This is a genomic window from Mesorhizobium sp. M0910 (assembly GCF_040319465.1).
Lineage (GTDB): Bacteria > Pseudomonadota > Alphaproteobacteria > Rhizobiales > Rhizobiaceae > Mesorhizobium.
On the sequence record NZ_JAMYNZ010000005.1, the window covers coordinates 373,448 to 395,671 of the forward strand.

Below are 22,224 nucleotides of genomic sequence, written 5' to 3' on the forward strand. Positions count from 1 at the left end.
ACCATGACTCAATCAGGAACAATCCGCGCCGGCATGGGCGGCTGGACCTTCGAGCCGTGGGACACGTCCTTCTACCCGGACAAATTGTCGAAGGCCAAGCAACTGCATTATGCCAGCCGGCAGGTGCCCACCATCGAGGTCAACGGCACCTATTATTCGAGCTTCAAGGAACCGACCTTCGTCAAATGGGCCAACGAGGCGCCGGATGGTTTCGTCTATTCGCTGAAGGGCAACCGCTTCGTCACCAACCGCCGCGTGCTCGGCGAGGCCGGGGATTCGATCATGCGCTTCCTCGGGTCGGGCGTCGCGGCACTTGGCAACAAGCTCGGGCCGATCCTGTGGCAGTTCGCGCCGACCAAGAAATTCGACCCGGACGATTTCGAGGCCTTCCTCAAGCTGTTGCCGGAAAAGCAGGACGGCGTTGCGCTGCGTCACGCGGTCGAGGTGCGCAACGACAGCTTCGTCGTGCCGGAGTTCGCCGCCTTGGCGCGAAAGCACAAGGCCGCCATCGTCTATGCCGACCACGCCAAATATCCGGGGATTGCCGACGTTACCGGCGATTTCATCTATGCGCGGCTGCAGACCGGGAACGACGACAATCCCGATTGCTACACGCCAAAGGCGCTCGACGAATGGGCGGCGCGCGCAAAAACCTGGGCGGAAGGCAAGGTGCCGGCCGACCTCTCGCGTGCCGATCCTTCAACCGACGCGCCGGTCAAGCCACGCGATGTGTTCGTCTACTTCATCACAGAGGGCAAGGTCCGCGCTCCATTCGGCGCCATCGCCCTGATGAAGCGGGTCGCAGGCTGACGCCCGCTGTCGGTGGTCCGCGTGGCTTGGTCCTAAACTACCGGCTATGCGGCGCGTTCGTCCGGACGCCGATCAACCCTGACGATCTCGTTAAAGGCATCGAGATCGACATAGAAGACCTTGGTGATCTCCGCGATGAGTTCGTCGTGGTCATACCCCTGCGATTTCAGAATGTTGATGGCTGTCAGGATGTCGACGCGCTCCGTGAGCCGTCGTTTCTGGTAGTCCTCGACATAGCACTCCATTGACTGGCCCTGGCTCCCAAGCACCCGAAATGTTGGACGACAACAGATCGCTCGAAGGGAAGGGCTTGCGCGCAAGCGTGCCGACGCATCCGCGCCTTCCCCTGATCTGCCAAGTTGAAACTGGTACGGAAAGCGGCCGACTCACCAAGGCCAAGCAAAATCTAGCACGCAATCTGCAGCGCGCCAGAGTTGCAAAGTAATAGAATCAATAAGAATTCAGACGGTCAGGAATTTGCGGACGTCCGCCCGGTCGAGATCCTCGGCCGAGCCGGTATGAACGATCTGGCCACGGTCCATGATGTTGACCTCGTCGGCCAATTCCCGGCAGAAGTCGAGATACTGTTCGACCAGGAGCACGGGGATGCCGGCCTGGTCGCGCAGATAGCGGATGGCGCGGCCGATATCCTTGATGATCGACGGCTGGATGCCTTCGGTCGGCTCGTCGAGCACCAGCAGTTTAGGCCGCATCACCAGTGCCCTACCGATGGCAAGCTGCTGCTGCTGGCCGCCGGAAAGATCACCGCCTCGGCGCGCGAGCATCTGCTTCAGCACCGGAAACAATTCGAAGACGTGACCGGGAATGTTGCGGTCGGCGCGCTTCAGCGGCGCGAAGCCAGATTCGAGGTTTTCCCGCACCGTAAGCAGCGGAAATATCTCCCTGCCCTGCGGCACGAATGCGATGCCCGACCGGGCGCGATCATACGCCGCGCTCCGGTCGAGCGCCTTCCCCTCGAAGGCAACGCTTCCGCTCGTCAGCCGATGATGGCCGACGATCGATCTCATCAAACTGGTCTTGCCGACGCCGTTGCGACCGAGCACGCAGGTGATCTTGCCGGCGCGGGCTGTCAGCGAGACACCGCGCAGCGCCTGAGCGGCGCCGTAATGCAGCGTGGCATTGGAGACTTCGAGCATGGTCAGCGCTTTCTCCAACGCGTGAAGAACGAAAGGTCGAAATGATGGAACGGAACGCGCCAGACCATGATCATCTCCCCAGGTAGACTTCGACGACGTGCTCGTCGGCCGAAACGAAGTCGAGGCTGCCCTCGGAAAGCACCGAGCCTTCGTGCAGGCAGGTAACCTTGACGCCGAGCTCGCGCACGAAATGCATGTCGTGCTCGACGACGATGACCGAGTGGTCGCGCGCGATATCCCTGAGCAGCCGCGCGGTTTCCTCGGTCTCGGCGTCGGTCATGCCGGCAACCGGCTCATCGACCAGCAGCAGCAGCGGATCCTGCGCCAGAAGCATGCCGATCTCGAGCCATTGCTTTTGGCCGTGGCTCAGATTGGCGGCGAGTTCGTCGCGCTTGTCGCCAAGCCGGATGATGCCGAGGATGTCGTCGATCTGCCGCACTTCCGCGGCCGAGCGACGATGGAACAGTGCCGGGAAGATCGAGCGCGGGCCTTTCAGCGCCAGCATCAGATTGTCCTCGATCGTGTGGCTTTCAAAGACGGTCGGCTTCTGGAATTTACGGCCGATGCCCATCATGGCGATTTCGGCCTCGTCGTGTTTGGTCAGATCGACCTCACCGTTGAAGAAAACCTCGCCCGCATCGGGCCGCGTCTTGCCGGTGACGATGTCCATCATCGTCGTCTTTCCGGCGCCGTTGGGGCCGATGATCGCCCGCATCTCGCCTTTGTCGAGCACCAGCGAAAGGTTGTTGATGGCGCGAAAACCGTCAAAGGAAACCGAAACGCCGTCGAGATAGAGGATGGTGTTGCTCTTCGACATCAGACCATCACTCTGCCGGCTGCGGTTCGGCGCTGGAGGCCGACCAGTCGCCCGGCCTTCTCGCCGCCGAACGGTCGGTTTTCGGCGGCACCGGCGCATCGGGATCGATCCCGGCTTCCTCGGCAACCGAGGCCGCCCGCAACGCCTTGGCGTTGCCGCGCCAGGAATCCCACATGCCGATGATGCCCTTGGGCAGGAACAGCGTGACGGCGACAAACAGTCCGCCCAGCGCAAACAACCAGAATTCAGGCAGCACGCCGGTGAACCAGGATTTACCGGCATTGACCAAAAGCGCGCCGATGATCGGCCCGACGATGGTGCCGCGCCCGCCGACGGCCGCCCACACCACCACCTCGATCGAATTGGACGGCTCGAATTCGCCAGGGTTGATGATGCCGACCTGCGGTACGTAAAGCGCACCGGCGATGCCGGCCATCACCGCCGACACGGTAAAGGCAAACAGTTTGACGTTCTCCGCCCGCCAGCCGAGAAAGCGCGTGCGGCTTTCGGCGTCGCGCACCGCCATCAAAAGCTTGCCGTATTTGGAACCGACGATTGCCCAGGTGACGAAGACGGCAGACGCCAGCATGACGGCGCTAGCCGCGAACAGCGCCGAGCGTGTCATGTCGGCCTGCACGTTGAAGCCTAGAATATCCTTGAAGTCGGTCAGGCCGTTATTGCCGCCGAAACCCATGTCGTTTCGGAAAAAGGCAAGCAGCAGCGCATAGGTCATCGCCTGGGTGATGATCGACAGATAGACGTCGGTGACGCGGCTGCGGAAGGCAAACCAGCCGAAGACGAAGGCGAGCAGGCCGGGTACTGCAAGCACCATGATCGCGGCAAACCAGAAATGGTCGAAACCGTACCAGAACCACGGCAGTTCCTTGTAGTTCAGGAACACCATGAAGTCCGGCAGCAGCGGATTGCCGTAGACGCCGCGCGAGCCGATCTGGCGCATCAGATACATGCCCATCGCATAGCCGCCGAGCGCGAAGAAGGCGCCGTGGCCGAGCGAGAGGATGCCGCAATAGCCCCAGACGAGATCGAGCGCCAAGGCGAGCAGTGCATAGCAGAGATATTTGCCGGTGAGCGCGACGATATAGGACGGCACGTAAAACGCACTTGTCGGCGAGACCGCAAGATTGAGCAGCGGCACGACGATTGCAACCGCCAGCAAGATGAAGATGGTGATGGCGACGCGGCGGTCGGCGCCGGCGGCAAAGAAGCGCCCCGTGATCATGCTTCCACCGACCTGCCCTTGAGCGCGAACAGACCGCGCGGGCGTTTCTGGATGAACAGGATGATCAGCACCAGGACGACGATCTTGCCGAGCACCGCTCCGGCATAGGGTTCGAGGAATTTGTTGACAATGCCGAGCGAGAAGGCGCCGACCAGCGTGCCCCAGAGATTGCCGACGCCGCCGAAAACGACGACCATGAAGCTGTCGATGATGTAGCCGCGGCCGAGATTGGGCGAGACATTGTCGATCTGGCTGAGCGCGACACCGGCGATGCCGGCAATGCCGGACCCCAATGCAAAGGTCAGGGCATCGACCCACGGCGTCCTGATGCCCATGGAGGCGGCCATCCGGCGATTGGCGGTGACGGCACGCATCTGCAGCCCCCAGGGCGTGCGTTTCATCACGTAAAGCAGCACCGCGAAGACGCCGAGCGCAAAAGCCAGGATCCAGAGCCGGTTCCAGGTGACCGAAAGCTGGCCGATCGCGAACGAACCTGACATCCAGGATGGGTTGCCGACCTCCTGGTTAGTCGGCCCGAAGATGGTGCGCACCGCCTGCTGCAGGATCAGCGAGACACCCCATGTCGCCAGCAGGGTCTCCAGCGGCCGGCCATAGAGGAAGCGGATCAGCCCGCGCTCGATGACAAGGCCGACGAGCGCCGCCACCAGGAAGGCCAGCGGCAGGGCGATGACCAGCGACCAGTCGAACAGGCCGGGAAAGGAATTGCGGATAACCTCCTGCACGACGAAGGTCGTGTAGGCGCCCAGCATGACCATCTCGCCATGCGCCATGTTGATGACGCCCATGACGCCGAAAGTGATGGCAAGGCCGATCGCCGCCAGCAGCAGCACCGATCCGAGCGATATGCCGTACCAGATATTCTGGCCGGCATCCCACAGCGCCAGCGTCGAATTGATGTTGGATATCGCCGCAGTCGCCGCGTCCTTCACCGCACCTTCGGAACTGGCCTCCACCGACGTGAGCAGCGACACCGCATCCCGGTCGCCGCGCGCACCGATGAGCGCTATCGCCGCCAGTTTGTCGGCCTCCGGCCTGTCTGAAACGAGAACCGATGCGGCACGGGCCTGTTCGAGCAGCGCCTTGACGCTTGCCGCGCTCTCATTGGCGATCGCGGTGTCGAGCGGGTCGATGTTTGCCGCGTCCGGCGTCTTGAACATGGTGTCGGCGGCGGCAATGCGCACGGCCGGATCCTTGGAGCCCAGCGTCAGCGTGCCCAGCGCGTCGCGGATGACGCGGCGCAGCGTGTTGTTGACCTTGATCTTGGTGATGTCGGCCTTGGCTGCTTCGCCAGACTTTTCGCCGGTGAGCGCATCGAGCAGTTCGATGCTGTCGCCGCTCTCCTTGCCGACAAAGACTACTGAATCGGCCTTGCGGACGTAAAGGCTGCCCTCCGCAAGCGCGGCAAGCGGCCGTTCGACGGCTGTGTCGCCGGTTGCCGCAAGCTCGCGCACGACAGCTTCGATCGCTGAAAAATTGGAGGCGGTGGCGAGTTTGGCGACGACCGCGCGCAGATCGGATTCGCTGGCGTTCGACGGCAGCGGCATTCCCAGAAGGAGGAGCAGCATCAGGCCAATCGCGCGGATCAGGATCATCGGTTTCTGGTGGCTGTTGGAGGTTGAATGTCGCCTCCGGGCAGGCTGGAGGACGAGCCCGCCCGGAGGCTTTTGCGGTCTGGGAGGACAGACCGGGAGGATCAGTTGGTTCCCTTGCCGCCGCATTTGCCTGTGGCGACATTGAAGTTGCCGCAGGACAGAGGCGCGCGCCAATCGGAGATCAGGTCCTTGGAGTCAGGCAGGTAGTCGGACCACTCGTCGCCCATCACCAGGCCCGGCGTCTGCGAGACGGTTTCGAACTGGCCGTCGGCCTGGATTTCGCCGATCAGCACCGGCTTGGTGATGTGATGGTTCGGCATCATGGTCGAATAACCACCGGTCAGGTTCGGCACCGAGACGCCGACCATGGCGTCGATGACCTTGTCCGGATCGGTGGTGCCGGCCTTCTCGACCGCCTTCACCCACATGTTGAAGCCGATATAGTGGGCTTCCATCGGATCGTTGGTGGTGCGCTTGTCGTTCTTGATGAACTTGTGCCAGTCGGCGATGAACTTCGCGTTCTCGGGCGTATCGACGCTTTCGAAATAGTTCCAGGCGGCGAGATGGCCGACCAGCGGCGCAGTGTCCAGACCGGCAAGCTCTTCCTCGCCGACCGAGAAGGCCATGACCGGGATGTCCTCGGCCTTGATGCCCTGGTTGCCGAGCTCCTTGTAGAACGGCACGTTGGCGTCGCCATTGACGGTCGAGACGACGGCGGTCTTCTTGCCGGCCGAGCCGAACTTCTTGATCGCCGAGACTTCGGTCTGCCAGTCGGAGAAACCGAACGGCGTGTAGTTGACCATGATGTCTTCGGCGGCAACGCCCTTCGCCTTCAGATAGGCCTCGAGGATCTTGTTGGTGGTGCGCGGGTAGACGTAGTCGGTGCCTTCGAGCACCCAGCGCTTCACCGAACCGCCATCCTCGCTCATCAGATAATCGACGGCCGGAATGGCCTGCTGGTTCGGCGCCGCACCGGTGTAGAACACGTTGCGCTCGCTTTCCTCACCCTCATACTGGACCGGGTAGAACAGGATGTTGTCGAGCTCGCTGAACACCGGCAGCACCGATTTGCGCGACACCGAGGTCCAGCAGCCGAACACCGCGGCGACCTTGTCCTTCGAGATCAGCTCGCGCGCCTTTTCGGCGAACAGCGGCCAGTTGGAAGCCGGATCGACGACCACCGCCTCGAGCTTCTTGCCGAGCAGGCCGCCCTTGGCATTCTGCTCTTCGATGAGCATCAGCATGGCGTCCTTCAGCGTTGTCTCCGAGATCGCCATGGTTCCCGACAGCGAATGGAGGATGCCGACCTTGATGGTGTCGTCGGCCGCCTTGGCGGGAACGCTCATCAGCAGGCCGGCGGTGACCACGCCGGCCGAAAACATTTTTGCTATTGTCGAGAAACTGCCCCTCATACTTTTAAACTCCCAAGCTGGTTAACTGCATCGGGACAGACCATGCAACGGCTGTGCCAATCACCGGAGCAAGTTCGGAGGATTTGAGATTTCCCAGCTCTGTCAGTCGGTTAATGTATTAGCTGCAGGAGATGAACCCCGCCTGCTATGTTCGAAACGAGAAAGGATCACCCATATCAGCCTAAGTTTTACTCACATATAGGCCAATGCATGAATTTTGAGCAGCATCATATGAGCGCTGGTGAGGATTGCAGCGCCGCAGCGAAATGGGCAAGTTTGAACCCCTTTAACGAGCGATCATATGGCTTTCAGAGCTTCTTGCATTTTCACCGCCATGCTTCTGCTGGCGGCGACGACCGTAGCGCGCGCCGGCTTCAGCGACGGCAAGCTGCCGGACGGCTCCTATCATTGCGAAGTCTACCTGCTTGGCATGTTCCTCAGCCTCGGCGACATCACCATCAAGGGAAACGTCTATAGCGGTCCTGTGAGCTTCGGCATCGCGCCGCAGAGCTACAATTACCAGATGGATGCAGACGGCGTGATCACCTGGCTAGGTCCGCTGGGTGGCTATACCAGTGGCGGCAACTCGATCTCGCTTACGCAGGCGACGCTGGAAAGCGGAACCACCCCGTCCTTCGACATCATCATGAAGCAGCCAGACGGCGCCTTTACCGCCTCGACCTGCACGAAGCGTTGAAAAGTACGGAACCTGGCGAGGTTCCGTACTCCGAAGCACAAAAGCCGCCTAGCTCTCCGCCGCCAGATCGAGCGCCAGCCGGGTCATATCGGTGAAAAGCCCCTGGCGTTCGGAATAGTCGGTCTGCTCGCCGGTTGCCACGTTGTCGACGACGGTCAGGATCGACAGCGCCCGAGCGCCGAAATCGGCCGCAATGCGGTAGAGTGCGCTGGTTTCCATGTCCACGGCGAGCGCGCCCTGTGCCTGTGCTTCGGCAAAGCGTTCGCGCCCCAGCGGATGATAGAAAATATCGCTGCAAATGGTCAGCCCGGCCCGATGGTCGATGCCGAGTTCCGAAGCTCGGGCCAATGCCTGGGTCAACAATGCCGGATCGGGACCGGCATCGGCACGATAGAGCCCAAAAACCTGGCCGCTCTCCGCATTTTCGCCACGCACCGATTGCGCGATCACCAGGCTGCGCAGCGCCATCTCGGCGGTCAGGCCACCGCAGGTACCAGTGCGGATCAGTGTTTTCGCACCATAGAAGTCCAGCAGCTCATGCACATAGACCAGGAACGAAGAGACGCCGATGCCGGTGGATTGGATGCTGACAGGTTTGCCGCGAAACAGCCCGGTAAAGCCGAGCGCGCCGCGGCGGCGGTTGACGCAGCGCGGCGCTTCCAGAAAGGCCTCCGCCATCCATTCAGCGCGCTGCGGGTCGCCCGGCAGCAGCACCGTGCTTGCGTAGTCGCCTTTGCTAGCTTCGTTGTGTGGCGTCACGGCATGCTTTCCAAAACCCGTCGCCCGTTTCACCTGCAATCATGGCAGTCTCACGACATTGCGCAAGCGGAGCGTTGGAAGTCAGGATTCCAGCATGTCCTTTACGATTGTGGCCAATTGCTTGAGCGAAAACGGCTTCGGCAAGAAGCCGAAATGCGCGTCGGCCGGCAAGTTCTTGGCGAACGCGTCTTCGGCATAGCCGGACACGAAGATAAACTTGATGTCGGGCTGCCGTTTGCGCAATTCGCCGAGCAGCGTCGGGCCGTCCATTTCCGGCATCACCACGTCCGACACCACGACGTCGACCTTGCCGCCGAGCGCTTCGTAGACCTCAAGCGCCTCGACGCCGGACGACGCCTCGTGGACGGTGTAGCCGCGCGATTTCAGCGCCCGCATACCGCCCATGCGCACGGCGTCCTCGTCCTCGACCAGCAGCACCGTGGCCGAGCCCGACAGGTCCTTGGCTGAGTCGGCGATCTTGGCAGGTGCGGCCGGCGCCTCTCCAGCCTCGCCCGCCTTCCTTGCCTCCGCAATGTGCCGCGGCAGGAAGATACGGAACACGGATCCCTTGCCGACTTCGGAATCGCAGAAGATGAAGCCGCCTGTCTGCTTGATGATGCCATAGACCATGGACAGACCAAGGCCAGTTCCCTTGCCAACCTCCTTTGTCGTGAAGAAGGGCTCGAAGATCTTTTTCAGCACATCAGGCGCGATGCCGCTGCCGCTGTCCTCGACCTCGACCAGCACATAGTCGGCCGGTGTAAGTTCGCGATAGGAAAAGGTCTTGCATTCCCCGGCGCTGACGTTGCGGGTACGTACGGTGAGTTCGCCGCCGGCCGGCATCGCGTCGCGTGCATTGACCGCCAGATTGACCACCACTTGCTCGAATTGCCCGATATCGACCCTGACCGGCCACAGGTCGCGGCCATGGTCGATCTTGAGCTTGATGTCGTTGCCGACCAGCCGGGCAAGCAGCATCCTTAGATCGGCGAGCACGTCGGTCAGGTTGAGCACCTCCGGCCGCAGCGTTTGCTTGCGCGAGAAGGCCAGCAACTGACGCACCAGCGAGGCCGCCCGGTTGGCGTTCTGCTTGATGTTCATGATGTCCGGGAATGACGGATCGGACGGCCGGTGGTTGGTCAACAGCAGGTCCGAGGCCATGATGATGGCGGTCAGCACATTGTTGAAATCATGCGCGATGCCGCCGGCGAGTTGGCCGACCGCCTGCATTTTCTGGCTCTGCGCCATCTGGCCCTCGAGGGCCTTTTGCTCGGTGGTCTCCACGGCATAGACGATGGCCGATTCCTCGGCGCCCTCGCCGCCGGTGCCGTCAGCGACCGCATTGACGTAGAAGCGTATGTGGCGCTCCTCATTGCCGGGCAGCACCGTATCGATCGGCTCGATGTCAGCCTGTTGCTGACGTGCCTTTTCAAAGGCCGCGGCGAAAGCCGGCCGGTCGCGCTCGTGGATCACCGTATCCAGCCGCACACGCCGATCGACCGCGTCGCGGTCGACGACCGAGGAAAACAGCGACAGGAACGGCGCATTGGTGCGCAGGATGCGGCCGGCATGATCGACGCCGGCTATCGCCATCGGCGTCGAGTTGAAGAACCGCGTGAAGCGTATTTCCGATGCACGGAGGTCGGCCGAAGCGTCCTCGCCTTGCGTCCGGTTGAGCACGATGGTGCGAGTCGGGCCGTTGAGCCCCTCTCGGCTGGCCGAGACACGATGCATGAAGCGCACCGGCAGCGCCTCGCCGGTCATCGTCGTCAGATCGAGGTCGATAACGGCATTGCGCGTGGTACCAGCATCGGCCTTGACCGAACGGACCAGCGCCATGCCGTCGCCGGCGACGATCTCCGGCAGCGTGATGGCGCCGGGAGTGAAGCTGGCCAGGTCGATGCCCAGCCACTCCGCAAGGGTCGCGTTGATATAGGTGACGCGGCCTTCCTGGTCGGCCGAAAAGAAACCGGCCGGCGCGTGATCGAGGTGATCGATCGCCTTTTGCAGGTCGAGAAAGAACCGCTCCTGCTCGGCCCGTTCCTGCGAGATATCGGCAAGCTGCCAGGCAAGCATCGGCAGCCGCTGGCCTGGAACGCTGAACGCGCGGGCCCGGACGCGGTACCAGCGCGCGCCCGGTTCGGCGCCTGGCCGAATGGACTGCGCAAGCCGAAACTCGCCGTCGCCCGGCTGGCCGTCGCGCAGGCCCGACGCCAGCCGGTATATGGTCACCGAGGCCTCGGGAACGTCTGAAAGCAAACCTTCGACCGTCTTGATGTCGGCGGCCGACTCGGCACCCGTCATATCGGCATAGGTCCGGTTGGCGTAGATGATACGGCCTTTGGTGTCGGTGACCAGGAGACCTTGTGACATCGAATCGACGAAAGCTTTCGACAGTTCGTCGCTTGTCGAGCGCGGCGTGATATGCACGAAGCCGATCGCAGTGGCGAATAGAAAGCCGACGCCGATCATCGCCAGCACGCCAAGCATGCCGAGCAGGAATGGATCGCCAAGTCGCTCTCGGAAAAGGCCGAAGACGATCGCTGCCCCTGTCAGGACGACGATGAAAACGATGAGCCGGGTGACCGCGCCCGGTCGCGTGTTCTGGTCGACGATAGGTACCGGATAGAAATCGCCGCGCGCTTCCTTGGCCATGTGCCCCCTGCTCGTGAATTCCGGCGTCGGTTGAATCATATTCTCAGGGTCGGGAAAAGGCCCGGCGGCAGATGTCCGCTAAAAATGACGCCGTTCGGCTCCCGGTTTCGAGCTGTTCACGAAGCGTGAAAGGCAACTTGCGGTGGCCTGCCGCAACAGTCTAGTGTCGCCTCTCTTCGAAAGCTGATTTTGGGGGAACCAATGCTGCAATGGCTGGATGGCGTGGCGGGGCCTGGTTATGCCGCAGCAATCCTATGGACGTTTGCAGTACTTGTCCTGCTGCTCATCATTCTTCTTATCATCAGGCTGGTCCGCAGCCTGACATTCGGAACATTCGTCGCCGGGGGCAGGAACCGCAAGACGCGGCTGGCTGTCATGGATGCCACAGCGGTCGACAGTCACCGGCGGCTGGTGCTGGTGCGCCGCGACGATATCGAGCACCTGCTCTTGATCGGTGGTCCGACCGACGTCGTCGTCGAGCGCGACATCAGGCTCTCGGCGCTGCGCCGCCCGGCATTGACCGGAGACAACAGCCATCAGCCGGCAGCAAGGCCAGCTCAGACCACAGCCGCGCCGGCGAGGCAAGCGCCGCCGCAGCCGGCAAGCGCGGCCGCACCCCCTGTCCGAGCCCGCCAGACGGCGACGATGGCGGCAACAATGCCGGCGCCTACGCCGGCGCCGAAACCGGCATCGAACGTTACACCGTTGCCAAGTTATGGATCCGTCAATGCCAATGCCTCGCGGCATGCGCCGCAGCCGGCAAGACAGGACTCCCCGGCAAGATACGAGCCGCCGGCACAGCATGAGTCGATCGACGATGCGCTGATGAAGGAGCTGGAGGTTTCCCTCGACGAGCCACGCTTCAGCCAAACGGCGAGCAAGCCGGTGGCGAAGGCATCGCCCTCTCTCGACGACGAGATGACGAAGCTCCTCGGCGAGTTGTCCAATCAGAAAAGATAGGGCGATAGCGAACGGCCAATGAAAATGGCCGGAAAACCGGCCATTTTGAACGCTCTACCGATGCCGTGTTTTTCCCGCCTGCTCAGTCGTCGCGGTAGACCTTCTCGCGCCGCTCATGGCGCTCCTGTGCCTCGATCGACAAGGTGGCGATCGGGCGCGCGTCGAGCCGCTTCAGCGCGATCGGCTCGCCCGTCTCCTCGCAGTAACCGTAAGTGCCTTCGTCAAGGCGCTGGAGGGCCGAATCGATCTTGGAGATGAGTTTTCGCTGGCGATCGCGGGCGCGAAGTTCGATGGCGCGGTCGGTTTCGGAGGAGGCGCGATCGGCGAGGTCAGGGTGGTTGGCGTTTTCCTGCTGCAGGATTTCGAGAGTTTCGCGCGCTTCGCGCAAGATGTCGTTCTTCCAGGTGACGAGCTTCATGCGAAAGTAGGATTTCTGCCGCTCGTTCATAAACGGCTCGTCTTCGGAGGGTACGTAATCGGCGGTAACGATGTCGTTCATTCGACTCACCCAACAAACCCCAAATTTGGCGCCTATATATTCGCGGACCGAAAACTGCACAAGCGCAATCGACGACAGTTTCACGCATTTGTTTATGTGGGACAAACCGTCATTGGCGACATCATTCGCATGAACGGCACGCCCGAATTCGCGCATGATTCATTATGCTTGAGGGGGCATCGGCATTGCGCGCGAAGCGCTTCTGATGGCTAATTCCTGCGGCCGCATTTGACCGGTCGGTACCCGACATTATCGGGGGTTCCGTGACCAGACTTTACCTGCTGAGGCATGCGAAGGCCGGCTGGGCGCTGCCTGGTGTGGCTGACTTCGACCGCCCGCTCGATCAATCCGGCTTCGCCGACGCCGAAGCGATGGGCGTACTGATGCGTTCCCGCAAATACGCACCGGCCCTCACCCTTTGCTCAAGCGCCAAGCGCGCCCGCCAGACGCTGGAAAGCTTGGCTGGCCATACCAACACGGGCCGGGTGCTGTTCTGTGACACCCTCTACAGCGACGATGCCGCCGCATACCTCACTGCCATCCGGCAGAATGGCGGGCTGGATGCCTTGCTCGCCATCGGCCACAATCCGATGATTGAGGATCTCGCCATGGCGCTGTCAGGCGACGGCAACGAGACCGCGCGGGCCATGCTGAACCACGGCTTCCCGACCTCCGCACTTGCCGTGGTCCGGTTCAACGGCGGACTTGCCGAGGCTGCGCCAGGCACCGGCTATCTCGAAGCCTTCCTGACGCCTGCGGATATCTGAGGCCATTTCAAAGCCGCGCATCAAAGCCTATATCGGAGCCTGACCGGCCCGCGAGAACAGATTTGGCATCATCGCTGACGACTTTTACCGACGAGGCCAAGATTGCCTTGGATACGTTGTCAGGCCGCGCTGCCGGGCTTTTCGCTCCGTCGCTGCGGCTTGGCGTGACCGGGCTGTCCCGCGCCGGCAAGACGGTGTTCATCTCGGCCCTTGTACACAATCTGGTCCATGGTGGACGCTTGCCGCTGTTTGAGGCACAAAAATCGGGGCGCATCGCCCGGGCTTTTCTCGAAGAGCAGCCGGACGACGCCGTACCACGCTTCCAGTACGAGGATCACATCGCGGCTCTTGTCGACGAGCGCGTCTGGCCGGATTCGACGCGTGCGATTTCCGAACTGAGGCTCACCATCGAATACGAATCGGCCTCTGGCTGGAGCCGCATGTTTTCCGCCGGCAAATTGTCGGTCGACATCGTCGATTATCCCGGCGAATGGCTGCTCGACCTGCCGCTGCTCGGCAAGTCCTACGCCGATTTTTCGCGTGAGGCCTTCGAGATGGCCGTGTTGCCGGTGCGTGTCGATCTTTCGCGGGAATGGCGGGCGCTCTCCAATCCAGTCGACCCCAAGGCCGACGCCGACGAGATGACGGCGCGCCGTCTCGCCGAGAGCTTCGCGGCCTATCTCAGGGCCTGCAAGCTCGACGAGCGGGCGCTTTCGACCTTGCCGCCCGGCCGCTTTCTGATGCCCGGCGATCTTGAAGGCTCGCCCGCTCTCACCTTCGCGCCGCTGCCGAATCTAGACGGCCGGCGCGCCCGCTCGGGATCGCTGCAGGCTATGATGGAGCGGCGCTACGAGGCTTACAAGACGCATGTCGTTAAACCGTTCTTTCGCGAACACATCACGCGTCTCGATCGCCAGATCGTGCTCATCGACGCATTGCAGGCATTGAATGCGGGCCCCGGCGCGATGGCTGATCTGGAGCGCGCGGTCACCGAAATCCTGTCCTGTTTCCGGCCCGGCCGGGGCAACTTCCTGACCGATCTGTTTTCGAGGCGCATCGACCGCATACTGGTGGCCGCGACCAAGGCCGACCACCTGCACCACGAAAGCCACGACCGCCTGCAGGCCATCGTGCGGCGGCTAGCCGACCGCGCCGTGGCGCGGGCGAATTTCACCGGAGCCGACGTCGACGTCGTCGCCATGGCGGCCATGCGCGCGACCCGTGAAGGCACGGTCAAGCAGGGCCGCGAGACTTTGCCGGTCATTATCGGCACGCCATTGCGTGGCGAAAAAATCAACGGCGAAACCTTTGACGGAAAGACCGAAACAGCCATATTTCCCGGAGACTTGCCGGAGAAAGTTGATGCGTTGTTCGACGTTGCCGAATCGATCCGCCGGCAGAACAATGACGACCCCGCAATCCGCTTCGTGCGCTTTCGCCCGCCGAAGCTCGAGCGCACCGCCGAGGGCGTCACGCTGTCGCTGCCACATATCAGGCTCGACCGCGCGCTGCAGTTCCTGATCGGAGATCATCTCGCATGAGTGCGCCCCGCAGACCGGCGGCCTTTCGCATCGAGCCGGAGCCCCAGCAGAAGCAAGATTCGACGGCTCGCCATGCTGCGTCCGAGGCCGCGCCGGCGCGAAAGCCGCGTACCGTGAAGGCGGATCTAGCTGTGGTCACACCGGCGGAGATCGACGTCTTCGACGAGCCTGATATCGTTGCTGCCGAGCCGCCGCCGGCGATTGCGCCGCGAAAACGTTCGCTGCTTGGCAGCCTGTTCTTCGGCGCGCTGGGCGTTCTGGTTTCGCTCGCCGTCGGCCTCTGGACCGACCAGCTGATTCGCGACCTGTTCGAGCGCGCCGAGTGGCTGGGCTGGCTGGCCGCCGGCATGGCCGCGATCGCCATCCTGGCGCTTCTGATCATCCTCGTGCGCGAGTTCATGGCGATTGCCCGGCTTGCCGAGGTCGAAAAGTTGCAGAAGCGGGCGCTCGATGCGATTGCCCGTGACGATCCGAAGACCGCCCGAGCCGTGGTCGACGAGTTGTCGGTCTTTGTCTCGGCCAAGCCCGAAACCGCGGCCGGCAGGCGCTCGCTGGCCGAATTGCGCGGCGAGATCATTGACGGCGGCAATCTGGTGCGCCTGGCCGAGACCGAGATCCTCGGCCCGCTCGACGCCCGCGCGAAGGTGATGATCCTCGAGGCGGCAAAGCGTGTGTCCCTGGTGACCGCGGTCAGCCCGCGCGCGCTGGTCGACGTCGCCTATGTCGTATTCGAAGCCGGGCGGCTGATTCGGCGACTGTCGGAGCTCTATGGCGGCCGCCCGGGCACGCTTGGCTTCTTTCGCCTGGCGCGCAGCGTTCTCGCCCATCTCGCGGTCACCGGGTCGATCGCCGTCGGCGACAGTTTCGTCCAACAGATCGTCGGCCACGGCCTTGCGGCCCGGCTGTCGGCAAAGCTCGGCGAAGGCGTCGTCAACGGCATGATGACGGCGCGCATCGGCATTGCAGCGATGGAAACCGCAAGGCCCCTGCCCTTTTACGCGGTCAGGCGGCCTGGATTAGGCGATTTCCTCTCCGCGCTGACGTCCTTTGCAGCAAAGAAAGAAAAAGAAACATCCGTTTCCGGAACGTGACTATTGCCTTGGGGTGACAAAGCATTAACCAATCTTGTTCATGGTCGGAAGCGTCCAAACCAGTCTCTTTGTTGCCGGGTGTCGTCGATGAAAAGCGTTATTCTGTCCAGCGGGCTGCCCGTGGCGCTCGCGCTTGTCGCAACCGTCGGCATTGCCGGAAGGGCTACGGGGGCGGAACCGGACAAGCAGTTCTTTCGATCGGTCGAAGGCAAATGGGTCGGCCCCGGAGAAATCGTCGCCGGCAAATACAAGGGCACGAAATTCACCTGCAGCTTCACCGGCTCGACGCCTGACGGCAAAGTCGGCATGTCGCTCGACGGCGGCTGCCGGGTCGGCATGTTCACCCAGCAGATGTCGGCAACGATCGAGCACAAGGGCCGCCAAGGCTACAAGGGCAGCTTCATGGGCGGCGCCGCCGGGTCCGGCCTCGACGTTATCGGTGGCAATGTCGTCGATGCGCACAAGGTGGTTTTCACCATCAATCGCAATCAGTTGCGCGGCGTAATGCAGGCGCTTGTCCCAGACGACAATTCGATGACGGTGACCGTTGCCGTGCGCGTCGACCAGCAACTGGTCCCGGTCATCGGGATGAAGTTGAAACGGGTCGATGGGGTAGAAGTTGGCTCCATCGCTCCGAACTGAGCCTCCGGCATGAAAAAGGCGGCAGCCAAACGGCGCCGCCCTTTTGACATGCAATGGGCGCTCAGCCTTTGATCGCCGCAGTCAGCTCGTCATAGGCCTTGCAGGCGTCAGCCACTGCTGTGCCACCCGGATACTTGGTTGTGACCGCCTGGACCTTGGCTGTGAGATCGGCAGCCTTGGCCGGATCCTTGGTAATTGCAGCCTGAAGCGCTGCAGTCATGTCCTGAGCCTTCTTGGTCAGCATCTCGGTCGTGCACTCCGGTGCCTTGGAACAGGCGGAGCCGGCAAGTGCCGCGATACCAACGGCAACCAGCAAAAAGGTCTTCATGTCAGTCATCTCCTCAAAAAAGGGCCGCGACTTGATCGACGCTCGCCCTCCACTGGCCGAAGCCGGGCGTCCTTAGCGCCGGATCGCTGGAACAAGCGACGCCCGGAGGCTCATTATCCTGTGCAGTGCGCCTGCAATATCGCTTCCACGACGCACCGGATTCGCACTGTTCGATCCGCTCCGAAGCCCCTATCTTGGCCGCTTGTTGCAAGAGAGCGGAACGGCAGGCATGGCGGCAGAGGCATCGAACAGCGATCTGATCCAGGTGGTGGCGCTGCTTGCCGCCGGCGTCGTTGCGGTGCCGATCTTCAGGCGCATGGGACTTGGCTCCATCCTCGGCTATTTGACGGCCGGCGTCGTGATCGGCCCGTTTGGGCTGCGCATCTTTTCCGAATCTGAAGCCATTCTTCATGTCGCCGAACTCGGCGTCGTCATGTTCCTGTTCATCATCGGACTGGAGATGCAGCCGTCACGGCTGTGGGGCCTGCGCCGCGAGATCTTCGGGCTTGGCGCGCTGCAGGTCGGCGTCTGCGCGGTCCTGCTGACCGGCGTCGGGCTGGCGGGAGGTTTTCCTATCGCGCAATCCTTCGTCGCCGGCGCCGGTTTCGTGCTCACCTCGACGGCCATCGTCATGCAATTGCTGGAAGAACGCGGCGAACTGGCCACGCCAAAGGGCCAGCGCATCGTTTCGGTCCTGCTTTTGGAAGACCTGGCCATCGTGCCGCTGCTGGCGCTGATCGCCTTCCTCGCGCCGGGCGGCGCCGATATGAGCCTGTCGGATCGGTTGACGGAGGTTGGTATCGGCCTTGCCGCGATCATCGGGCTGGTGCTTGCAGGACGCTATCTGCTCAATCCGTTCTTCCGTATCCTGGCGGATGCGCGCGCCCGCGAGGTGATGACCGCAGCCGCCCTTCTGGTCGTTCTCGGATCGGCGCTCGCCATGCAGCTTTCCGGCCTGTCGATGGCGATGGGCGCCTTCCTGGCCGGTGTACTCTTGTCGGAATCGACCTTCCGCCACCAACTGGAGGCCGACATCGAACCGTTCCGCGGCATTCTGCTCGGGCTGTTCTTCCTCGCTGTCGGCATGTCACTCGACCTGCATGTGGTCGTCGTCAACTGGCAGCTCATTGCCATCTATGTCGTCGCCTACATGATGATGAAGGCGATCGGCATCTATATCGTCGCCCGCCTTCTCAAAACCGGCCACCGGGAAGCGCTCGAGCGCGCGGTCTTTATGGCGCAAGGCGGCGAATTCGCCTTCGTCCTCTATTCCGCAGCAGCGGCAGTCGGGATCATCGATAGCCAGGCCAATGCGATGCTGACCGCTATCGTCATCATTTCCATGGTGCTGACGCCGTTGGCAATCATAGCCCTGCGGTATCTGACGCCGCGCGACGAGCAGTCGCTTGAAGGCGTCGATGTCGCCAACGGCCTGACCGGCAGCGTGCTGATCATCGGCTTTGGCCGGTTCGGCCAGATCGCCAGCCAGCCGCTTTTGTTGCGCGGCATCGACGTATCGATCATCGACAATGAGGTCGAAATGATCCAGGCGGCAGCCGATTTCGGCTTCAAGGTCTATTATGGCGACGGCACGCGGCTGGACATCCTGCGTGCCGCGGGAGCCGGGCGGGCACGCGCAGTGCTGATCTGCGTCGACAAGCCCGATGCCGCCGTGCGCATCGCCGAACTGATCAAGGCGGAGTTTCCCTTGCTGACGGTGCTGGCACGGGCTTTCGACCGCGGTACGGCGTTGCAGCTCATTCGTGCCGGCGTCGACTACCAGCTCCGCGAGACCTTCGAATCGGCGCTTGTCTTCGGCGGCTCGACACTGGAAGCCCTTGGCGTCGACCCAGAAGAGGTCGCCGAGGTCATCGAGGATGTCCGTCGCCGCGACGTTGCCCGTTTCGAACTTCAGCTGGCCGAAGGCATCCGCGCCGGGCGACGCTTTCTCAAAGGCAATATCGGCACCCCCATTCCGACGCCGCTCAGCACGCCACGACGCGCGGGCCAGGCGCTCAACGAAGAGACCGCCGGCGTGCTGCAGAAATCCGAACCGGCCGATTAAACCTTGGAATGACGCGAATGATGAACGAACTGGACGAGCGCGCTCTCTCCGTCACCAGATTCTGGCGCGACGCCGGGGAGGAGGCATGGTTCGAGAAGAACGACGCCTTTGATGCCGACTTCCGCACCCGGTTTTTCGATCTGCACTTCGCCGCCGCCGGCCGCGAATGCGACGGCTGGTCTGAACACGCCGAAGGGTCGCTGGCACTGATGATCCTGCTCGACCAGTTTCCGCGAAACTGCTTTCGCGGCACCGGCCACATGTACGCCACGGACCCGCTGGCGCGGCATTTCGCCGGGAAGGCGATCGCTGCCGGCCATGACCTGGCGCTCGACGAGGAACTCCGCGTCGTTCTCTATCTGCCTTATGAGCATTCGGAGGACCTCGCCGATCAGCTCAAATCGGTGGAGCTTACCGCCGCCAAGGCTCCGTCCTACCTGAAATATGCGATCGAGCATCGCGACATCATCCAGCGCTTCGGCCGTTTTCCCCACCGAAACAGGATGCTTGGCCGCGAGACGACAACGGACGAACAAATGTTCCTCGACGGAGGTGGGTTTTCCGGCTGATTTCGGGCACCGATGGCGGCAGCCTCAGGCCTTCCACCAATCCCGGCCTGAGGGCAGCCGTTCAATGCCCGATGTGTCGACGGCGGCCAGCCGCTCCGACACGCTCTTGCCGTCGACCACAAGCTCCGACGCAATTTCTGCCAGCGGTGCCAGCACGAAGGCGCGCTCCAGCATGCGCGGATGCGGCACCTCCAGCCCGGTCTCGTGGATAACGCGGTCGCCGAACACGAGAATGTCGATGTCGATCAGGCGCGGCCCCCAGCGCTCCTCGCGCACCCGCTTCAGTTTTCGCTCGGCATCAAGGCAGAGATCCAGCAAGTCTCGCGGTGCGAGCGCGGTCGAGATTTCGGCCGCCGCATTGAGGAAATCCGGCTGATCGAGCTTGCCCCAGGGCGGCGTGCGGTAGAGCGATGAAACGGCAACGACGCGCGTGCTCTCGTCGGCATCCAGAATGCCCAGTGCCGCAGCCATCGACCTCGCCGGATCACCAAGATTGCCGCCGAGACTGAGATAGACGGTATTATTCTGGCCAGACAACGGTCACCTCGACATGATCGAGCACACCCGGCACCGGGGCATTCGGCTTGCGCACGGTGATCTCGGCCTTTTTGATCTGCGGAAACCGCGCCGTCAGCGCCCTCGCCACTTCGAGCGCCAGCGCTTCAATCAGAAAGCGCCGCTCGCCTGTAATGATCTTCTCGATGACCGCAAAAGCGATGCCGTAATTGACGGTGTCCTCGATGGAATCCTCGACCAGCGCCCGCCCGGGATCCACCGTGAGTGCCGCATCGACATAAAAGCGCTGGCCGAGCGTCTCTTCTTCGTCCAGCACACCGTGCCGAGCGAAGAAGGCGCAGTTTTTCATGCGGATGACATACATGGCTCAGCTTTCCCCGATCTCACGCGCCAGCATAGCATCGGCAATGGCCAACGCATCCACGTTGATTGCGACATCGTGGACACGAAAAAGATGCGCGCCTTTGAGCCTCAGGATGACGCTGGTGGCCGCGGTTCCGGCGCCCCTTGCGGCTGCGTCGCGGCCGGTGACGGTGCCGATAAAGCGCTTTCGCGATGTGCCGGCCATCAGTGGAAAACCCAGCGCACGAAGCTCGGAAAACCGTGCCATCAGGTCAAGATTTTCGGCGGCCGTTTCCTTGGCGAAGCCGAAGCCCGGGTCGAGCACGATATGGTCGTCGGCAACACCGCTCCGTCGCGCAATGTCCAGCGACTTCCTGAGGAAGAAGAGCTGATCGGCAATCACGTCGGGCAGTTTCTGTCGATCCCGTCCCGTGTGCATGATGACAAGCCCGGCGCCGGTTTCGGCCGCGACGCGGGCAATGCCCGGTTCGCGCTGCAGGCCCCAGACATCATTGACGATATGTGCGCCGGCCTGGACGGCGAGCCGGGCCGTATCCTCGCGATAGGTATCGACCGAGATCAGCGTTCCGCCAGACGTCGCGAGCGCCTCGATGACCGGCAATATGCGCGCCTGCTCTTCCTTTGCGGAGACCGCAGACGCCCCGGGACGTGTCGATTCTCCCCCGATGTCGATGACGGAGGCCCCCTCCCCGACCATGCGGCGCGCCTGGTCAACTGCTTTTTCAGGCGCATCGAACAGGCCGCCGTCGGAAAAACTGTCCGGCGTGATGTTGAGGATGCCGACGACCACGGCCTTGCCACCAATGTCGAGATGGCGTCCGTGGGCTAACTGCCATCGCCCTGTCATCATTGCCCATCAACCATGTCCGATCCCGCGGCGTGGCCGGGGATCAATTCCGTTGCGCCGGAGACGGCGGTAAAGCAAGGTGGGCAAAGAGGCAACACGATGAAACGATCCTTCCTTTGCGCCCTGATGCTCGCCCTGACCGCATTCCCGGCCAGCGCTGCAACTCTCGTCAAGACATATAGTTATTTCCCGATCGGCGGCAGGACGCTCGACGACATCGAGACCCAACTGTCGAAACTCGGGCCTCAGGTGAAAAGCACCGGGTCGCGGCATCCAGGCGCTACCCAGATGGCGTTCACCACCCGCGTCAGCTATGCACAAAAGCCGGGCTCGTGCTGGATTGCCGACGCTGTCGTCATCGTCAAGGTCAAGGTGATCCTTCCGCAGTGGCGCCGCCCGCGGAAAGCCGATGCAGGCGTCAGGCTGTTCTGGGATACGTTGTCCGCCGACATCAAGCGCCATGAGGAACGCCACGTCGAGATTGCCAAGAACCATGGCCGCGAACTCGAAGACGCCTTGAAGGCGAGCTACCCGGAAAAGACCTGCGAACTGGCCAAGGCCAAGGCCGCAAAAATAACGGCGGCCATGCTCGCCAAGCACGACCAGGAGCAGATGCGCTTCGATCGTGTGGAAAGCGTCAATTTCCAAAGCCGCATCCTGCGGCTCTTGAATTACCGCATCGAGCGCATTGAGAACGGCCGACTCGCTCCCGGCTGAACTCCGCGTCGTCGGACAAAGCCAATTTTGCCGAAACATGGTGCCAGCTTCGAAAAACTTTCGAGCCGCTGTCGAAATCGGCCTATAGCGAACGACATATATCGAGTTCGCAGGGCTCATCTCAAAGGCACGAGAACACGGCCAATCTGTACACTCGAC

Annotated in this window: 23 protein-coding genes; 10 read left to right on the plus strand and 13 right to left on the minus strand. The window is 62.3% G+C overall.

The features are described from left to right. The first annotated feature begins 3 nt into the window (after window positions 1-3). Entirely contained in the window at window positions 4-810 is an 807-nt protein-coding gene (locus tag NKH78_RS15585) for a DUF72 domain-containing protein (protein ID WP_352705512.1), read from the plus strand. A gap of 44 nt (window positions 811-854) precedes the next feature. Here NKH78_RS15585 and NKH78_RS15590 read toward each other — a convergent pair whose 3' ends face one another. The 6 genes from NKH78_RS15590 to urtA form a co-directional block, all read right to left on the minus strand. Next, complete coding sequence (locus NKH78_RS15590; protein ID WP_352507871.1) at window positions 855-1,055, minus strand: hypothetical protein; 201 nt, start codon at window positions 1,053-1,055, stop codon at window positions 855-857. A gap of 216 nt (window positions 1,056-1,271) precedes the next feature. Beyond that, the gene (urtE, locus tag NKH78_RS15595) at window positions 1,272-1,967 is read right to left on the minus strand and encodes an urea ABC transporter ATP-binding subunit UrtE (protein WP_352688276.1); all 696 of its coding nucleotides are present in this window, start codon (window positions 1,965-1,967) and stop codon (window positions 1,272-1,274) included. Window positions 1,968-2,037: 70 nt separating this feature from the next. After that, window positions 2,038-2,784, minus strand: coding sequence for an urea ABC transporter ATP-binding protein UrtD (gene urtD, locus NKH78_RS15600; RefSeq protein WP_352736600.1), 747 nt, complete (start codon window positions 2,782-2,784; stop codon window positions 2,038-2,040). Window positions 2,785-2,791: 7 nt separating this feature from the next. Continuing rightward, on the minus strand, window positions 2,792-4,024 hold the full coding sequence (gene urtC, locus NKH78_RS15605; protein ID WP_352736601.1) for an urea ABC transporter permease subunit UrtC: 1,233 nt from the start codon (window positions 4,022-4,024) through the stop codon (window positions 2,792-2,794). After that, window positions 4,021-5,637, minus strand: a complete 1,617-nt coding sequence (urtB, locus tag NKH78_RS15610) for an urea ABC transporter permease subunit UrtB (protein WP_352736602.1) — start codon at window positions 5,635-5,637, stop codon at window positions 4,021-4,023. The genes urtC and urtB overlap by 4 nt, the downstream gene beginning before the upstream one ends. A gap of 101 nt (window positions 5,638-5,738) precedes the next feature. Continuing rightward, window positions 5,739-7,049, minus strand: a complete 1,311-nt coding sequence (urtA, locus tag NKH78_RS15615; RefSeq protein ID WP_502894309.1) for an urea ABC transporter substrate-binding protein — start codon at window positions 7,047-7,049, stop codon at window positions 5,739-5,741. A gap of 301 nt (window positions 7,050-7,350) precedes the next feature. On the opposite strand from urtA, the gene NKH78_RS15620 reads away from it, so the two are divergent. Continuing rightward, window positions 7,351-7,746, plus strand: a complete 396-nt coding sequence (locus NKH78_RS15620; protein WP_023674851.1) for a hypothetical protein — start codon at window positions 7,351-7,353, stop codon at window positions 7,744-7,746. A gap of 48 nt (window positions 7,747-7,794) precedes the next feature. Here NKH78_RS15620 and NKH78_RS15625 read toward each other — a convergent pair whose 3' ends face one another. Together NKH78_RS15625 and cckA are read right to left on the minus strand one after the other, a co-directional pair. Next, window positions 7,795-8,505: a purine-nucleoside phosphorylase gene (locus NKH78_RS15625; protein WP_352705517.1), complete on the minus strand. Its 711-nt coding sequence runs from the start codon at window positions 8,503-8,505 to the stop codon at window positions 7,795-7,797. 81 nt (window positions 8,506-8,586) lie between these two features. Further along, window positions 8,587-11,160 (minus strand): cell cycle histidine kinase CckA, encoded by a 2,574-nt coding sequence (cckA, locus tag NKH78_RS15630; protein ID WP_352705519.1) that lies wholly within the window; start codon window positions 11,158-11,160, stop codon window positions 8,587-8,589. Between the two features lie 201 nt (window positions 11,161-11,361). On the opposite strand from cckA, the gene NKH78_RS15635 reads away from it, so the two are divergent. Then, entirely contained in the window at window positions 11,362-12,120 is a 759-nt protein-coding gene (locus tag NKH78_RS15635; protein ID WP_352478983.1) for a hypothetical protein, read from the plus strand. 82 nt (window positions 12,121-12,202) lie between these two features. On the opposite strand, the gene dksA is transcribed toward NKH78_RS15635, so the two are convergent. Further along, entirely contained in the window at window positions 12,203-12,619 is a 417-nt protein-coding gene (gene dksA / locus NKH78_RS15640) for an RNA polymerase-binding protein DksA (protein ID WP_023674847.1), read from the minus strand. Window positions 12,620-12,882: 263 nt separating this feature from the next. Here dksA and NKH78_RS15645 point away from each other — a divergent pair, with 263 nt between their 5' ends. The 4 genes from NKH78_RS15645 to NKH78_RS15660 all read left to right on the plus strand — a co-directional run bounded on the left by NKH78_RS15645 (window position 12,883) and on the right by NKH78_RS15660 (window position 16,660). After that, a complete protein-coding gene (locus tag NKH78_RS15645) occupies window positions 12,883-13,386 on the plus strand; it encodes a SixA phosphatase family protein (RefSeq protein ID WP_352478984.1) in 504 nt (167 codons plus the stop codon). A gap of 62 nt (window positions 13,387-13,448) precedes the next feature. Further along, window positions 13,449-14,927: a YcjX family GTP-binding protein gene (locus NKH78_RS15650; RefSeq protein ID WP_352736603.1), complete on the plus strand. Its 1,479-nt coding sequence runs from the start codon at window positions 13,449-13,451 to the stop codon at window positions 14,925-14,927. After that, entirely contained in the window at window positions 14,924-16,018 is a 1,095-nt protein-coding gene (locus NKH78_RS15655) for a YcjF family protein (RefSeq protein ID WP_352736605.1), read from the plus strand. Before NKH78_RS15650 ends, NKH78_RS15655 begins: the two co-directional genes overlap by 4 nt. A gap of 87 nt (window positions 16,019-16,105) precedes the next feature. Then, window positions 16,106-16,660, plus strand: a complete 555-nt coding sequence (locus NKH78_RS15660) for a hypothetical protein (protein WP_352883215.1) — start codon at window positions 16,106-16,108, stop codon at window positions 16,658-16,660. 61 nt (window positions 16,661-16,721) lie between these two features. On the opposite strand, the gene NKH78_RS15665 is transcribed toward NKH78_RS15660, so the two are convergent. After that, window positions 16,722-16,988, minus strand: a complete 267-nt coding sequence (locus tag NKH78_RS15665; protein WP_352736606.1) for a hypothetical protein — start codon at window positions 16,986-16,988, stop codon at window positions 16,722-16,724. A gap of 229 nt (window positions 16,989-17,217) precedes the next feature. Between NKH78_RS15665 and NKH78_RS15670 the strand changes: the two genes are divergently transcribed. Together NKH78_RS15670 and NKH78_RS15675 are read left to right on the plus strand one after the other, a co-directional pair. Beyond that, window positions 17,218-19,053, plus strand: coding sequence for a monovalent cation:proton antiporter-2 (CPA2) family protein (locus NKH78_RS15670; protein ID WP_352736607.1), 1,836 nt, complete (start codon window positions 17,218-17,220; stop codon window positions 19,051-19,053). A 17-nt stretch (window positions 19,054-19,070) separates the two neighbouring features. Next, window positions 19,071-19,622, plus strand: a complete 552-nt coding sequence (locus NKH78_RS15675) for a DUF924 family protein (protein ID WP_502899807.1) — start codon at window positions 19,071-19,073, stop codon at window positions 19,620-19,622. A gap of 24 nt (window positions 19,623-19,646) precedes the next feature. On the opposite strand, the gene folK is transcribed toward NKH78_RS15675, so the two are convergent. Genes folK through folP form a run of 3 tightly spaced genes read right to left on the minus strand, consistent with a single transcriptional unit; the run spans window position 19,647 to window position 21,351 of the window. Continuing rightward, a complete protein-coding gene (gene folK, locus NKH78_RS15680) occupies window positions 19,647-20,159 on the minus strand; it encodes a 2-amino-4-hydroxy-6-hydroxymethyldihydropteridine diphosphokinase (protein WP_352736608.1) in 513 nt (170 codons plus the stop codon). Further along, the gene (gene folB, locus NKH78_RS15685) at window positions 20,143-20,502 is read right to left on the minus strand and encodes a dihydroneopterin aldolase (protein WP_023674838.1); all 360 of its coding nucleotides are present in this window, start codon (window positions 20,500-20,502) and stop codon (window positions 20,143-20,145) included. The genes folK and folB overlap by 17 nt, the downstream gene beginning before the upstream one ends. A gap of 3 nt (window positions 20,503-20,505) precedes the next feature. Continuing rightward, window positions 20,506-21,351, minus strand: a complete 846-nt coding sequence (folP, locus tag NKH78_RS15690; protein WP_352478991.1) for a dihydropteroate synthase — start codon at window positions 21,349-21,351, stop codon at window positions 20,506-20,508. A 96-nt stretch (window positions 21,352-21,447) separates the two neighbouring features. Here folP and NKH78_RS15695 point away from each other — a divergent pair, with 96 nt between their 5' ends. After that, a complete protein-coding gene (locus NKH78_RS15695; RefSeq protein ID WP_352507857.1) occupies window positions 21,448-22,065 on the plus strand; it encodes a DUF922 domain-containing Zn-dependent protease in 618 nt (205 codons plus the stop codon). Window positions 22,066-22,224: the final 159 nt, after the last annotated feature.